Origin of the sequence: Sphingobium lignivorans (genome assembly GCF_014203955.1) — a bacterium.
Classification (GTDB): domain Bacteria; phylum Pseudomonadota; class Alphaproteobacteria; order Sphingomonadales; family Sphingomonadaceae; genus Sphingobium; species Sphingobium lignivorans.
In genome coordinates this window covers 1,411,366-1,425,189 of record NZ_JACHKA010000001.1, presented here as the reverse complement: position 1 = coordinate 1,425,189, position 13,824 = coordinate 1,411,366, and the positions used below count along the sequence as shown (strand labels likewise).

11 protein-coding genes, 1 tRNA gene and 1 pseudogene are annotated in these 13,824 nt (G+C 65.5%); 3 read left to right on the top strand and 10 right to left on the bottom strand.

What is annotated here, in order from left to right:
• Positions 1 to 70 precede the first annotated feature (70 nt).
• A complete protein-coding gene (locus HNP60_RS06565) occupies positions 71 to 1,429 on the top strand; it encodes an MFS transporter (RefSeq protein WP_184151679.1) in 1,359 nt (452 codons plus the stop codon).
• Between the two features lie 87 nt (positions 1,430 to 1,516).
• A complete protein-coding gene (gene cysK, locus HNP60_RS06560; protein ID WP_184151676.1) occupies positions 1,517 to 2,437 on the top strand; it encodes a cysteine synthase A in 921 nt (306 codons plus the stop codon).
• Here cysK and HNP60_RS06555 read toward each other — a convergent pair.
• Positions 2,434 to 2,613 (bottom strand): hypothetical protein, encoded by a 180-nt coding sequence (locus HNP60_RS06555; RefSeq protein WP_184151673.1) that lies wholly within the window; start codon positions 2,611 to 2,613, stop codon positions 2,434 to 2,436. The two genes, cysK and HNP60_RS06555, sit on opposite strands and share 4 nt — an antisense overlap.
• Positions 2,614 to 2,887: 274 nt before the next feature.
• Between HNP60_RS06555 and HNP60_RS06550 the strand changes: the two genes are divergently transcribed.
• Positions 2,888 to 4,297, top strand: coding sequence for a cell wall hydrolase (locus HNP60_RS06550; RefSeq protein ID WP_184151670.1), 1,410 nt, complete (start codon positions 2,888 to 2,890; stop codon positions 4,295 to 4,297).
• Between the two features lie 31 nt (positions 4,298 to 4,328).
• Here HNP60_RS06550 and HNP60_RS06545 read toward each other — a convergent pair whose 3' ends face one another.
• The 9 genes and pseudogenes from HNP60_RS06545 to lon all read right to left on the bottom strand — a co-directional run bounded on the left by HNP60_RS06545 (position 4,329) and on the right by lon (position 13,688).
• Complete coding sequence (locus HNP60_RS06545; RefSeq protein ID WP_184151667.1) at positions 4,329 to 5,837, bottom strand: amidohydrolase family protein; 1,509 nt, start codon at positions 5,835 to 5,837, stop codon at positions 4,329 to 4,331.
• Between the two features lie 188 nt (positions 5,838 to 6,025).
• The gene (locus HNP60_RS06540; RefSeq protein ID WP_184151664.1) at positions 6,026 to 7,831 is read right to left on the bottom strand and encodes an acyl-CoA dehydrogenase C-terminal domain-containing protein; all 1,806 of its coding nucleotides are present in this window, start codon (positions 7,829 to 7,831) and stop codon (positions 6,026 to 6,028) included.
• Between the two features lie 127 nt (positions 7,832 to 7,958).
• The gene (locus tag HNP60_RS06535) at positions 7,959 to 8,390 is read right to left on the bottom strand and encodes a MerR family transcriptional regulator (RefSeq protein ID WP_184151661.1); all 432 of its coding nucleotides are present in this window, start codon (positions 8,388 to 8,390) and stop codon (positions 7,959 to 7,961) included.
• A 31-nt stretch (positions 8,391 to 8,421) separates the two neighbouring features.
• Complete coding sequence (locus HNP60_RS06530) at positions 8,422 to 8,982, bottom strand: hypothetical protein (protein ID WP_184151658.1); 561 nt, start codon at positions 8,980 to 8,982, stop codon at positions 8,422 to 8,424.
• Positions 8,982 to 9,353, bottom strand: a complete 372-nt coding sequence (gene hisI / locus HNP60_RS06525) for a phosphoribosyl-AMP cyclohydrolase (protein WP_184151655.1) — start codon at positions 9,351 to 9,353, stop codon at positions 8,982 to 8,984. The genes HNP60_RS06530 and hisI overlap by 1 nt, the downstream gene beginning before the upstream one ends.
• A 48-nt stretch (positions 9,354 to 9,401) precedes the next feature.
• Positions 9,402 to 10,442 carry a Glu/Leu/Phe/Val family dehydrogenase gene (locus HNP60_RS06520; RefSeq protein ID WP_184151652.1) on the bottom strand — a complete coding sequence of 347 codons (1,041 nt, stop codon included), beginning with the start codon at positions 10,440 to 10,442 and terminating at the stop codon, positions 9,402 to 9,404.
• A gap of 61 nt (positions 10,443 to 10,503) precedes the next feature.
• Positions 10,504 to 10,580, bottom strand: a tRNA-His gene (locus tag HNP60_RS06515).
• 216 nt (positions 10,581 to 10,796) lie between these two features.
• Positions 10,797 to 11,069 (bottom strand): HU family DNA-binding protein, encoded by a 273-nt coding sequence (locus HNP60_RS06510; RefSeq protein ID WP_014075671.1) that lies wholly within the window; start codon positions 11,067 to 11,069, stop codon positions 10,797 to 10,799.
• A 224-nt stretch (positions 11,070 to 11,293) separates the two neighbouring features.
• Positions 11,294 to 13,688 (bottom strand): annotated as a pseudogene (gene lon, locus HNP60_RS06505) (endopeptidase La).
• Positions 13,689 to 13,824 lie beyond the last annotated feature (136 nt).

Sequence of the window (13,824 nt, the reverse complement as noted above, 5' to 3'; positions counted from 1 at the left end):
GGCAAAAACTTTAGCGCCGCCAAGCTTTGCGCCGTTGCGCGCGGTCATCGCTTGAGCCAAGGAACCGGTCATGGCGAGTCCCTCTTCCAGCAGCGAGCCAGAGGAAACCGGGGGATCGGCCGAACCGTCTCATCCCCTGCAGATCCCTGCCTTCCGGGCCTATCTGGTCGTGCGGCTCTGCACCATCCTGGGCGCGACGGGCATGGCGCTCATCATCGCCTGGCAGGCCTATAACATCGCGCGGGAAACCATGGGGCCTGCCCAGTCCGCCGCGCAACTCGGGCTGATCGGCCTCATCCAGTTCTGCGTCGTCTTCGTGATGACGCCCTTTGCGGGCCTCGTGGCCGATAATTTCCAGCGCACCCGCATCGCCATGGTGACGCTCAGCATCCTGCTCTGCTGCGCCGGCGTACTGGCGCTGTCCAGCTATGAAGGCTGGATAAGCCTGCCGCTCATCTTCTGCCTTGCCGCGGTGCTCGGCTTCGCGCGCGCCTTCCAGGGCCCGGCGATCGGCTCGCTCGCGCCCAATATCGTGCCCAAGCATCTGCTGCCTCGCGCCATCGCCTTCAGCAGCATGGCCTGGCAAGCCGCCAGCATCATAGGCCCCGCCGTCGCGGGCTATGCCTATGCCATGAAGCCGCATTATGCCTATCTCGCCAGCGCCGGCCTTTTCCTGTGCGCGGTGGTGGGCATGATGATCGTCGGCCACGTGCCTCAGGCGCCCCCGCAGAGGGACCGCCACCCGCTCCGGCAGGTGCTGGATGGCCTCGTCTATGTGCGCACCAACCGGCTCGTCCTGGGTGCCATCACGCTCGATCTCTTCGCCGTCCTGCTGGCCGGCACCACGGCGCTGCTGCCCGTCTATGCCCGCGACATCCTGCATGTCGGTTCGGCGGGCCTCGGCCACCTCGCGGCAGCGCCCGGCGTCGGCGCGGGCATCACGGCGCTGATCTTTTCCTTCCGGCCGCTGCGGCACAATGTCGGCCTGAAGATGCTGATCTCCGTGGGCGTCTTCGGCATCGCCACCGTCGTCTTCGGCCTCACCGCCTTCATGCCGCAGCAGATCGCGATCCTGGTCGCGCTGCTCGCCATGGCGGCATGGGGCAGCGCCGACATGTTCTCCGTCTATGTGCGTCAGTCGCTCATCCAGCTTCACACGCCCGATGAGATGCGCGGCCGGGTCTCCAGCGTTTCGCTGATGACCATCTCGGCCTCCAACGAACTGGGCGAAGCGGAATCGGGCTTCCTCGCGGCCCTGATCGGCCCGGTGGCCGCCGTCCTGGTCGGCGGCGCGGGCGCTCTCGTCATCACCCTCTGGTGGTCACGCCTTTTCCCCGAATTGCGCCGGGCCCGCACCTTCGATCCACCGGAAGAGCATCTGCGGCCATCGCACGACGCTGCCCGCCGACGGCCCGAAGGAACCGCATGATGCAGGAACAATCCGGCATTGCGCTCTTGCAAAGCCCCAAGCTTTTCCCGATTTTCGTTCGGCAGAAAAATTGACAGGAGACCGGCCATGAAAGCCTCATCCATCCTCGATACGATCGGCGGCACGCCTCATATCCGCATCAACAGGCTCTTCGGCGACGCGCCGGTCTGGGTGAAGTCGGAACGCTCCAATCCCGGCGGATCGATCAAGGATCGCATCGCCCTCTCGATGATCGAGGCGGCCGAGAAGGACGGCAGCCTCAAGCCGGGCGGCACGATCGTGGAGCCCACGTCCGGCAACACCGGCATCGGCCTCGCGATGGTGGCGGCGGTGAAGGGTTACAAGCTGATCCTCGTCATGCCCGAGAGCATGAGCATCGAGCGTCGCCGGCTGATGCTGGCTTACGGCGCGTCTTTCGACCTGACCCCGCGCGAGAAGGGCATGAAGGGCGCGATCGAGCGGGCGCTTCAGATCGTCGAGGAGACACCAGACGCCTGGATGCCCCAGCAGTTCGAGAATCCCGCCAATATCGACGTGCACGTCCACACGACCGCGCAGGAGATCCTTGCCGATTTCGCGGACGAACCGCTCGACGCGCTGGTGACCGGCGTCGGCACCGGCGGCCATATCACCGGCTGCGCGCAAGTGCTCAAGCAGGCCTGGCCGGGGCTGAAGGTCTTCGCCGTGGAGCCTACCCTCTCGCCGGTCATCAGCGGTGGCGCGCCGGGTCCGCACCCCATTCAGGGCATCGGCGCCGGGTTCATCCCCACCAATCTGCACACGGCCCTGCTTGATGGCGTCATCCAGGTGGCACCGGACGATGCCAAGGATTATGCCCGCCGCGCCGCCCGCGAGGAAGGGCTGCTGGTGGGCATTTCGTCCGGCGCGACGCTCGCCGCCATCGCCCAGAAGCTGCCGGAGCTCCCGAGCGGCGCCAGAGTGCTCGGCTTCAATTACGATACCGGCGAGCGCTATCTCTCGGTGCCGGATTTCCTCCCGGAAGCCTAGGCGGCGTGGACCAGTTCCCCGGACTTTGAGGGAACCAAAAGCGAGTTTTTCGGCCATTTTCGTTCGTCGTCCCGGACTTGCTCCGGGATCCCGCTTCTCCTTTTCTTCAAACCGGCTGGACCGGCGATGTTCAAGGCAGCGGGATCCCGGATCGAGTCCGGGATGACGTCGTTCATGACGAGATGAGCGCGCCGCCATCGCGTCGGAATTTGTCCACGCCGCCTGGGACCGCCTAGCAGACTGGTCACGTGGAGAGGTTCCGGCCCGAAATAGCGGCGAATCTCCGCCCCCTCAGCACCACTCGCCGGGGCCGCAAAGTCGTTTACCTCCGGCCCTCGGAGTTTCTCGAAATGAGACTGTCGCTCCCGCGCCGGCCTCGCTCCGCCGCTTGCATCTTGTCAAACTGCGGCAGGAGGCACAGATAGCGCCACTCTGACGTGGGAAAGAAACATGACAAGCCAGAGCATGATTGCTGAGCGGCCTGAAATGGGCCGGCGGTGGCTCGCCGCCGCGCTTGTCCTTGCCTTTGTCGCGGCCATGGCGATCGGCCTGTTCGGCTTCAATGGAACGGGCACGCGCGGGTCGCAGGATGCGGTCAGCGCGCCTATTCCCGGCACGCCCCGCGCCGATAGCCCCGTTCCCGTCGTCGAGCCGCTGGTGCTCGATGCCTCCAAGCCGGATGAGGCGCGCAAGCTCAACGCCGCCATCCCCTTCTCTGCCGATCCCAATCCCGCCGCCCGCCCCTTCCATTTCAGCGGCGACACGGCCGCTCGCGAGCGCGCCGTGGACTGCCTCGCCGCAGCGATGATCTACGAAGCCGGGGACGATCCGACGGGAGAGCGGGCAGTGGGACAGGTCGTGCTCAATCGCCTGCGCCATCCCGCCTTCCCCAAGACCGTCTGCGGCGTCGTCTTTCAGGGGCAGGAGCGCAACACCGGCTGTCAGTTCACTTTCACCTGCGACGGAGCCATGGGCCGCGCCCCCGCGCTCGCGGCCTGGACGCGCGCCCGGGCACTGGCCGGCGCCATGCTGGCGGGCGATGTCTATGCCCCCGTCGGCCACAGCACCCATTATCATACGGACTGGGTGATGCCCTACTGGAGCAAGTCTCTCGACAAGGTCACCGCCGTCGACACGCATCTCTTCTTCCGCTGGAAAGGCTGGTGGGGAACGCCCGGCGCCTTCGCCCGCGCGCTTGCCATCGCTGCGGAACCGGTGATCGCGAAGCTCGCCGCGCTTTCCCCGGCGCATCGTGGCGAGGAGGATCCCTTCGCCCTCACCGGGCTGCCCGGCACCTTGATCGACGACACGGCCCGCCCCCTCGCGATCGGACCGGAACATATCGGCCAGCGGATCGGCCCGGGCCGGCTCGTGGCGATGGACCCGGACGGCAATGGCTTCGCCATGACGATCGACAAGGGCGGCGACCCCGCACGTTATGCGCAGGCCGCGTCCCAGCTGTGCGCCGGGCGCGATCAGTGCCGCTTGCTTGCATGGACCGATCCGCGCGCCACGCCGCGCAGCTTCCCGGTCGCGGAGAGCAACCTGACATCCATGTCCTTCTCCTATCTGCGCATGAAGGACAGCGGAATCGAGCGGATGCTCTACAATTGCGACGAGTTTCCCGATACGCCGCGCATCAAGTGCATGACGCGGCGGGTTCCGATCCCGCAGGCCCCGCGCCTGCTGGCCGATGACCGCGCAGGCAAGAGCAATAGCCGCCTGCCCGAAAGCGCACGGCCGGTCGCGGACATGCAGAGCGGCGAACTCGCGCCCCTGCCCCGCGCCGACGCCAGGCGCTTCCTGCCGAAAGCTGCGGGAACGGCAGATCCCGCTCCGGCGGCGCTCGGAGGCCGATAGGCCAGCCTGCGACCGGCGGCCCCGCGCTTCCTCAAACGAAACGGATGGTCGCACCGTCCCGGTTGATGCGGGTGGACGCCTCGTTGATCTTCGCCTTAAGCGCCGCCATGTCCACGCCGACCATGCGCCCCGCGCGCTTGCGCACCACGCCGGCAATCCACACCGTGTCGATGTCCGGCTGGTTGGAATAATTCACGACGCGATCGGCGAGCAGGCCCGTGATCGGGAAATTGATCCGGTCGGTCTTCAGCAGCAGCATGTCCGCCCGCTTGCCCGCGCTGATCGTGCCGGTCACCCCATCCTCCCGGATCGAGCGGGCGCCGAGGCGCGTCACGAAATCCAGCACGTCCTCGCCCTGATAGGCCGAGGCGATTTCCTTGCCGATGTCCGTGCGGAACAGATTGTAGAAGGCACCGCGCACATGCTGGAAATAGTCATGCGTGAAGGCCAGCGCCCCGTCGACGCCGATGCCGACCGCCACGCCCCTCTGGCGCGCGCGGCCATGGACCGAGGGATCGGGGTAGCTGTGCTCGCCCATGGTGGTCGCGCAGATCATCGTGCCGGTGTCGCGGCACATGTCGAGCTCCTCGTCGATGAAGCCGGTGCCGTGGGAAACATGATAGTCCGGCCCGAGCAGCCCCCATTCGCCGAGCTGGCTGAACTGGTTGAACACTTCCGGCGGCCGCTGGACATGCGAGCGGCGATGGTGCTGCGCGATGATGTGTGGCTCGAATGTCCGCATCTTCGCCAGCTCGTCACGAATTTCCGTCATGGGCCGGTCGGAAAAGCCGGGGCTGGCGCACAGGCCGAACCGCACGAGCCCGTCCTTGCCGGTGAAGACGCGCTCCTGCAGGAGTCGCACCGTCTGCCAGTGCTGCTCGTCCGCCGGGGCATTGCGCATGGCATTGGCATCATCCCATTTGACCGTGTCGCCCGGCTTGTAGGTTGGCGAGTGAGACACCTGGTAGCAGAAGGTCCCGGCGATGCCGGAATCGATCAGCCCGCGCGCCGCCTGCTCGGCCAGTTCCGCTGTATGGAAGATATGGCAATAATCGATGAGCGACGTGACGCCGGAATCAATGGCCTGGATGGCGCTGGCATATTGGGCCAGCCACGCATCTTCCGGCGTGTATGAGACCATCGTGCGCAGCTTGTATTCATTGTAGTAATTCACGGTCTTGGAGATCTTGGCGACGACGCCGTTGTCCATGCCTTCCCAGACATGCCGGTGGCTGTCGATCATGCCCGGCATCAGGATCATGCCGCGCGCATCGATGATTTCCGCGCCGTCAGCGGTCAGCCCCTTGCCCACCGCCACGATCTTCCCGCCGTCAAGGAGGACATCGCCACCCAGTATCTCGCCATGGGCAGGGTCCATGGTGATGATGTCCGCGCCCTTGATAAGCGTCCGGTGAGCGGGCCGGACCGCATCTGCCGACTTCGCGGTGGCGGCCGTCGCCGTGACGGACCGGCCCGCCATCGCGCCCGCCGCCAGACTGCCGGCCGCCAGTCCCAGAAATCCCTTGCGTGTCACGTCCATGGTCCGCCTCCTCATGCAGGACCACCGCCCCATCCCGCGGGAACAATCGCCCAGATCGTCGATAATATACGATCATGCCGGGAAGCGCGGACAATGCAAGGCGCTTGTTGGTTCTTGGCGCAAAAAGGGGACGGCAGCCGGCCTCCATGAGGGCCAGCCCCGTCCCCGCGAGGAAGAGCCGCCCCGCGTCAGGCGGCGGTAAGGAAGGCCTCGGGCGGCAGCGCCATCAGCGCCTCGGCACCACCCTCGATCTTGCGGCGCAGGGCGCCCGCCTCGGGCATGATGCGCTCGGCGAAATAGCGCGCGGTCACCAGCTTGGCATTGAGATAGTCGCCATTCTCCGCGCCCGCCGCGATCTTCGCCTGCGCCGCCCGCGCCATGCGCAGCCACATCAGGCCGACCGAGACGATGCCCATGATGTGCATATAGGCGTAGGCTGCGGCGCCCGCGTTGTTCGGGTTGGTCATGGCGTTCTGCATGAGCCACATGGTCGCCGCCTGAAGCTGCTGATTGGCCTTCTCCAGCGCCTCCGCGATCGCGGCGGTTTCCGGCACGGCCTTGCCCGCCGCGACATCCTCGCCCACGATGCGGAAGAACGCTTGGATGGCGCGCCCGCCGTCCTTCGGCAGCTTGCGCCCGACGAGGTCCATCGCCTGCACCCCATTGGTGCCCTCGTAGATCATGGCGATGCGCGCATCGCGCACATTCTGCTCCACGCCCCATTCCTGAATATAGCCGTGCCCGCCGAAAACCTGCTGCGCGAGGACGGCAACATCGAAGCCCTTGTCCGTGCCGTAGCCCTTGATGACGGGCGTGAGCAGCGAGATCAGGTCATCCGCCGCCTGGCGCTCTTCCTCGGTCGGCGCGAGCTTGGCGAGATCGACCTGCAATGCGCCCCAGAGCAGCAGGGCGCGCAGGCCTTCCGTCAGAGCCTTGCCTTCCATGAGCATGCGGCGAACATCGGGGTGGACGAACAGCGTATCCGCGGGCTGGTCCGGCTCGGCCGGGCCGGTGAGCGCGCGCCCCTGCCGGCGATCCATGGCATAGCGGACGGCCTGCTGGTAAGCGACTTCCGCCTGCGCCAGTCCCTGCACGCCCACGCCCAGCCTCGCCTGGTTCATCATGATGAACATGGCGGCGAGCCCCTTGTTCTCCTCGCCGATCATCCAGCCGGTCGCCCCGTCATAATTCATGACGCAGGTGGCATTGCCGTGGATGCCCATCTTGTGCTCGATCGAGCCGCAGGAGACGGCATTGTGCGCGCCAAGCGTGCCGTCTTCGCCGACCATGAACTTGGGCACGAGGAACAGCGAGATGCCCTTGCTGCCCGCCGGCGCGCCCGGCGTCTTGGCAAGCACGAGATGGATGATGTTCTCCGCCATCGAATGCTCGCCGCCGGAAATGAAGATCTTGGTGCCGGTGATCCGGTAGCTGCCATCCGCCTGCGGCTCGGCGCGCGACTTGATGAGGCCAAGATCCGTCCCGCAATGGGGCTCGGTCAGGTTCATCGTGCCGCACCATGTGCCGGCGACCATGTTCGGCACATATTTCTGCTGCAGCTCCTCGCTGCCCTTGGCGAGGATCGCCGAAACTGCCGCCCCGGTCAGCCCGTGATACATATTGAAGGCATGGTTCGCCGCAGTGAAGAATTCCTCGACCGCGATCGCGAGCACCATCGGCAGATCCTGCCCGCCAAAGGCTTCCGGCGCATGCAGCGTCGTCCAGCCGCCCGCCACGAACTGGTCGAACGCTTCCTTGAAGCCCGGCGGCACGGTGACCGTGCCATCCTCGTTGCGCGTGCAGCCGATCTGGTCCCCCACCGCATTCAGCGGATAGAGCACTTCGGCCGCGAACTTGCCGCCTTCCTCGAGAACGGCCTGAACGATATCCGACGATGCCGCCGCGAAGCCCGGGACATTGGCCAGCCTGTCCAACCCGACGATTTCATCCAGCACGAAAAGCGTATCGGCAACGGGCGCGGTATAGCTGGGCATCTCTCTCTCCTGGAACGGCGCGGTGGATCAACGACTAGAGCTTTTTCAGATCGATGGAAAATCCGAAAAAGCCATGAAACAGCAGTTTAGAGCGCATCCTTTACAAGAAGGGCGAGCTCTTCGAAGGTCATTCAGTCCCGGGGCCAAGCTGGCTCTCTTCGACCAGCGTGATGAACCCCTTCAGTTCCGCAATCGCCTCGTCGATGTCCTGGCGCTGGCGCTGGAGCAACGCGATCCGGTCGCGGCATTTGTCGATGGTCACCTCGCGCTGGCTCCTGCGTCCATCGCCAGCATCGTAAAGGTCGATCATCTCGCGAATTTCGGCAAGGCTGAAGCCGACGCGCTTACCCCGCAGAATCCAGGCAAGCCGGGCACGGTCGCGTTGGCTGTAAACCCGCGCAAGTCCCTGGCGACGCGGCGCGATGAGCTGCTCGTCCTCGTAGAAACGCAGCGCCCGCGGCGTGACGCCGAATTCCTGGCAAAGGTCGGTAATGGTGAATTCCGCGCGCCCGTCCTGCTCGGGCTGCGGGATGCCGGCGATCATCATGGGCTTGGACATGACGATATGCTAACCGAGCCTTACGTTTACGTCAACGGCACAATGGACGTCCGCGCGAGTCCTGCATCGCGCGCGCCGCTTCAGCACTGCGATCCACGCGTGGGAAACTGACCCCGGCGAACGAGCCGCGGCTCGAACAGAGCGCCGCACAGCGCAAATCCAGTCCCCCCGGCATCTCCACCCTGTCGCCTTCATAGCGCGCGACGATCAGGCAGTCCCTGCCGGCCCCCTCGAAGCGCAGCAGCATCTTGCCGGCCGAGAGGCGGGCACGCCCGGCGCCCCGGCAATATTCGTCCGCGCCGATCCGGCTCTCGACGCCGAAGCGATAGCGTCCGCGCGCGGCTTCTTCCGGGACAAGGCACAGGCTGTCCGACCCGCCCTCATAGCGCCGGCCGTAACGGCCTGCGGGATCGAGAGCGGCACTGTCAGGCAATGCGCCGCTTTCCAGCGCCAGCGCATCGAGTTCCTCGGCGGCCGGGCTCATGTCACGCGATGCGGCGTCCGGCGCGGGCATGTCGTCAGCGCCGCTGCACTGGACAAGCATGAGCGCGGCGCACGCCATCAGCCCTGCCTGACGGACGCGAACGGCCATCAGCTCTGCCCGTCAATCCGCTCCAGGCCCTTGGCAGTCACGCGGCGATAGAAGCAGCTCCGCGCGCCGGTATGGCAGGCCGGGCCCATCGGCCGGACCAGCAGCCAGACGGCATCCTGATCGCAATCGATCCGCATATCCACGACGTGAAGCTCGTTGCCGGACTCCTCGCCCTTGCGCCAGAGCTTCCGGCGATTGCGCGACCAGAAGTGCGCACGATCCGTCTTGATGGTGGCATCGAGGGCTTCGCGGTTCATATGCGCGAGCATGAGCACTTCGCCAGTGTCGACATGGCTGGCGACGGCGGTGATGAGGCCGTCGGCGTCGAATTTCGGGTCGAGCCTGCTGCCCGTTTCGCGTTCATCTGACATGCGCCGCCCTATAGGCAGACGCTGGCCATCTGTCAGCCCCGCCCCGCGTCAATCGCGTCCGATGAGCCTGCGGGCCATGGCATCCGCCACGTCGGCGGCCGGCATGCCCGTCGCCTTGCTTTCCGCCCAGATGGCGCGAAGCCGGTCGGGAATCTCATCCACGCGCGCGTCCACCGCTGCCCTGTCGCCCAGGCCCAGATATTCGGACGCGACATTGATGATGCCGCCTGCGTTGATCACATAATCCGGCGCATAGAGGACACCGCGCTCGTGCAGCCGCTGCGCATCCGCATGGGTCGCGAGCTGATTATTGGCGCCACCCGCCACGATGCCCGCCTGCAGCAGCGGGATCGATCGTTCGTCGAGGATGGCACCCAGCGCATTGGGGCTGAACACGTCGGCTTCGATGGTCATGATCTCGCCCGCATCCGTCACCGCCGCGCCGATCTCGCTTGCCAGTGCTTCCGCCTTGCGCCGGTCCATGTCGGCCAGCGTCAGCCGCGCGCCATCGGCCGCGAGACGGCGCGCCAGACCGCCGCCGACACTGCCCACGCCCTGAATCGCGACATGGACGCCGGCGACATCCTCCCGGCCCAGACCCTCGGCGATGGCCGCCCTGACGCCCAGGTAGACGCCGCGCGCGGTCACCGGGCCCGGATCGCCGCCGGCCTGCCCGCTGGCCACCGGAAGCCCCGAGACATGACGTGTGCGCCGGGCGATGGCGGTCATATCCGCCTCGCTCATGCCAACATCTTCCGCCGTCACATAGCGCCCGCCGAGCGAATCGATCGCGGCGCCGAACGCGGCGAGTTGCTCGGCTGTCTTGGGCGTGCCGTCGGACAGGATGACGCCCTTGCCCCCGCCAATCGGCAATCCCGCCATGGCGTTCTTGTAGCTCATGCCGCGTGACAGGCGCAGCGCGTCGGTCAGCGCGTCTTCCTCCCGCGCATAATGCCAGAAGCGCACGCCGCCACTGGCCGGTCCGCGATGCGTGGAATGGATGGCAATGATGGCCTTCAGGCCGCTCTGCCGATCCGTGAAATAATGGATCGCCTCATGGTCATCGAAGTCCTGATGGGACCACATCATGCAATGATCGTCCTTTGCCGGCAGCGCTGCCCGCTGCTCCTGAGCGTCTCAGGGAGGGAAATGGGGCGACCGATGGGATCCGAACCCACGACCTCTGGTACCACAAACCAGCGCTCTAACCGACTGAGCTACGATCGCCACAGCGCCGAACGGCGCAATCGAGAGGGGCGCCATAATGCGCGCGCGGTGCCAGCGTCAAGCGCGGAGATGAACTCCCGGACGCGCATGGAAAAACAAAAGGCCGGGCAAGGCCCGACCTTCCAAAAAAACACATGCCGTCGCGACATGTGCCGATGCTTCACGGAAAGCGGGGCGCCCCGACGGGAAGCCGGAGCGCCGGAAAAGACGAATGTCTTAGTTCACCGCGTCCTTCAGGCCCTTGCCGGCCTTGAACTTGGGCTGGCTGGAAGCCTTGATCGCCATCGTCTCGCCGGTGCGCGGATTGCGGCCGGTCGAGGCCTTGCGCTTGGAGACGGAGAAAGTGCCGAACCCGACGAGACGCACCTCATCACCCTTCTTCAGAGCGGCGGTGATCGCGTCGAAAACAGCCTCAACAGCCTTGCCGGCGTCTGCCTTGGTGAGACCGCCCTGGTCTGCGACCGAACTGATGAGATCCTGCTTGTTCATGCCTAAGGAACCCCCTTCATGGATGTGCTTGTGTGGGAATCGAGCGACGAAGGCGCGCATAAAGGCGCGGTTCGCCGCATGAGTCAAAGAATTTTCGGCCGAATTGCCGATGATTCGGCCGTTTTGGTCGGATTTTCCGCGCGCAGCGACCTCCGGCGGAAACAAGCCCGATTTCCGGGAACGACGCAGGCCGTCAGGCCGTGCCTCGTCCCCGGCAAATCCGCTCAGTGCCGAACGCTCGGACCATTCTCCTGAACCCCGATCGGCGGCTGGGCCGCGAGGTCATCCTCCTCCGACCAGGCAATCGCGGTGAGCGGCGCGATCAGGGCCCGCGCGAGGACCTCATCGACATGCGTGACCGGAACGATCTCCAGCCCTTCCTTGATGTTGGCGGGGATCTCCGCAAGGTCCTTCTCATTCTCCTGCGGGATCAGCACAGTCTTGATGCCGCCGCGCAAGGCCGCCAGCAGCTTCTCCTTGAGTCCGCCGATCGGCAGCACACGACCACGCAGCGTCACTTCGCCCGTCATGGCGACATCCTTGTGGACGGCAATGCCGGTCAGCGTGGAGACGATCGATGTCACCATGCCGATGCCGGCGCTCGGTCCGTCCTTGGGAACGGCGCCTTCGGGCAAGTGAATGTGGATATCCTTGCGCTGGAAGATGCTGGGCTTGATGCCATAAGCCGGCGCGCGCGCCTTCACATAGGAGAAGGCGGCCTGCACGGATTCGGTCATCACGTCGCCGAGCTTGCCGGTGGTCTTGATCGCGCCCTTGCCCGGTACCGTGACGGACTCGATGGTGAGCAATTCGCCCCCCACTTCCGTCCAGGCGAGGCCGGTGACCGCACCGATCTGGTGCTCCTCTTCGGAAACGCCGTGGCGGAACTTGCGTACGCCCGCGAACTCGCCAAGATTGTCCGGCGTCACGGTGACGCTTTCCGCCTTGCCTTCCAGGATCCGGCGCAGTGCCTTGCGGGCGAGCCGCGCGATCTCGCGCTCCAGCGTCCGCACGCCAGCCTCACGCGTATAATAACGGATCAGGTCGCGCAGCGCCGCTTCCTCGATCGCGAACTCGCCATCCTTCAGCCCGTGCGCCTCGATCTGCTTGTCGATCAGATGACGCTGGGCGATCTCGACCTTCTCGTCCTCGGTATAACCCTCGAGACGAATGATCTCCATGCGGTCCAGCAGCGCCTGCGGCAGGTTCAGGCTGTTCGCAGTGGTCACGAACATCACGTCCGAAAGATCGAGATCGATCTCCAGATAATGGTCCTGGAACTTGCTGTTCTGCTCGGGATCGAGCACCTCAAGCAGCGCCGACGCCGGATCGCCGCGGAAATCCTGCCCGAGCTTGTCGATCTCGTCGAGCAGCACGAGCGGGTTCATCGTGCCCGCCTTCTTCAGGTTGGACGCGATCTTGCCCGGCATGGATCCGATATAGGTGCGCCGGTGCCCGCGAATTTCCGCTTCGTCACGCACCCCGCCGAGCGACTGGCGGACGAACTCGCGCCCCGTCGCCTTCGCGATCGAGCGGCCGAGCGAGGTCTTGCCGACGCCGGGCGGGCCGACGAGGCAGAGGATCGGGCCGCGCAGCTTGTCGGAGCGCGCCTGCACGGCGAGATATTCGACGATCCGGTCCTTCACCTTGTCGAGCGCGAAGTGATCGGCATCGAGCACGTCCTGGGCTTTCACCAGGTCCTTCTTCAGCTTGCTCTTCTTGCCCCAGGGCAGGCCGAGCAAAGCATCCAGATAATTGCGCACGACGGTCGCTTCGGCCGACATGGGCTGCATGCCCCGCAGCTTCTTGAGCTCGGCGTCCGCCTTGGCGCGCGCTTCTTTGCTGAGCCGCAGCTTCTTGATCTTCTCGGCGATCTCGGAGAGCTCATCGCCATCCTCGCCTTCGCCGCCGCCCAGCTCGCGCTGGATCGCCTTGAGCTGCTCGTTCAGATAATATTCGCGCTGGGTCTTCTCCATCTGGCGCTTCACGCGGCCGCGGATCTTCTTCTCCACCTGCAGCACGCCGAGTTCGCCTTCCATGAAGCCGAACACCATCTCCAGCCGCTTGAGCGGGTCCGCCTCCGTCAGCAGCGCCTGCTTGTCCGCCACTTTCACTGCCAGATTGGCCGCGACGAAATCGGACAGGCGCCCGGCCCTCCGTGATCTCGCGCAGCTGCACGGCGGTTTCCGCAGGCAGCTTCTTGTTCAGCTTGGAATAATTCTCGAACTGGTCGGCCACGGAGCGCATCATGGCTTCGACTTCGGTGCCTTCGGCCGATCCATCATCCAGCGGACGCACCGAGGCCACCACATGGCCTTCCTCATTCGTCAGCGCGAGCAGCGCCGCGCGCTGCTTGCCTTCCACGAGCACGCGCACATTGCCATCCGGCAGCTTGAGCATCTGCACGATGCTGGCGACCACGCCCATGTCGTAAAGCGCGTCGCGATCGGGATCGTCCTCGCCCGGGTCAAGCTGCGCGACCAGAAAGATGTCCTTGTCGCCCGCCATCGCCTTCTCAAGCGCGGTCACGCTCTTGTCGCGCCCCACGAACAACGGCACGATCATCTGCGGGAAGACAACGATGTCCCGCAGCGGCAGGAGGGGCAGTTCAAGATCCATGATAACTCCAAATCCTGTGCGGGCGTTCACAACCGCGGCCCGCTGACTTGATCACAATATCGGCGACCCGCCGGAACTTTTCAATGCTGCGTCGCCGCAAACGCAGCCGCCTACCCGCCGACGTTTCGATACGGGA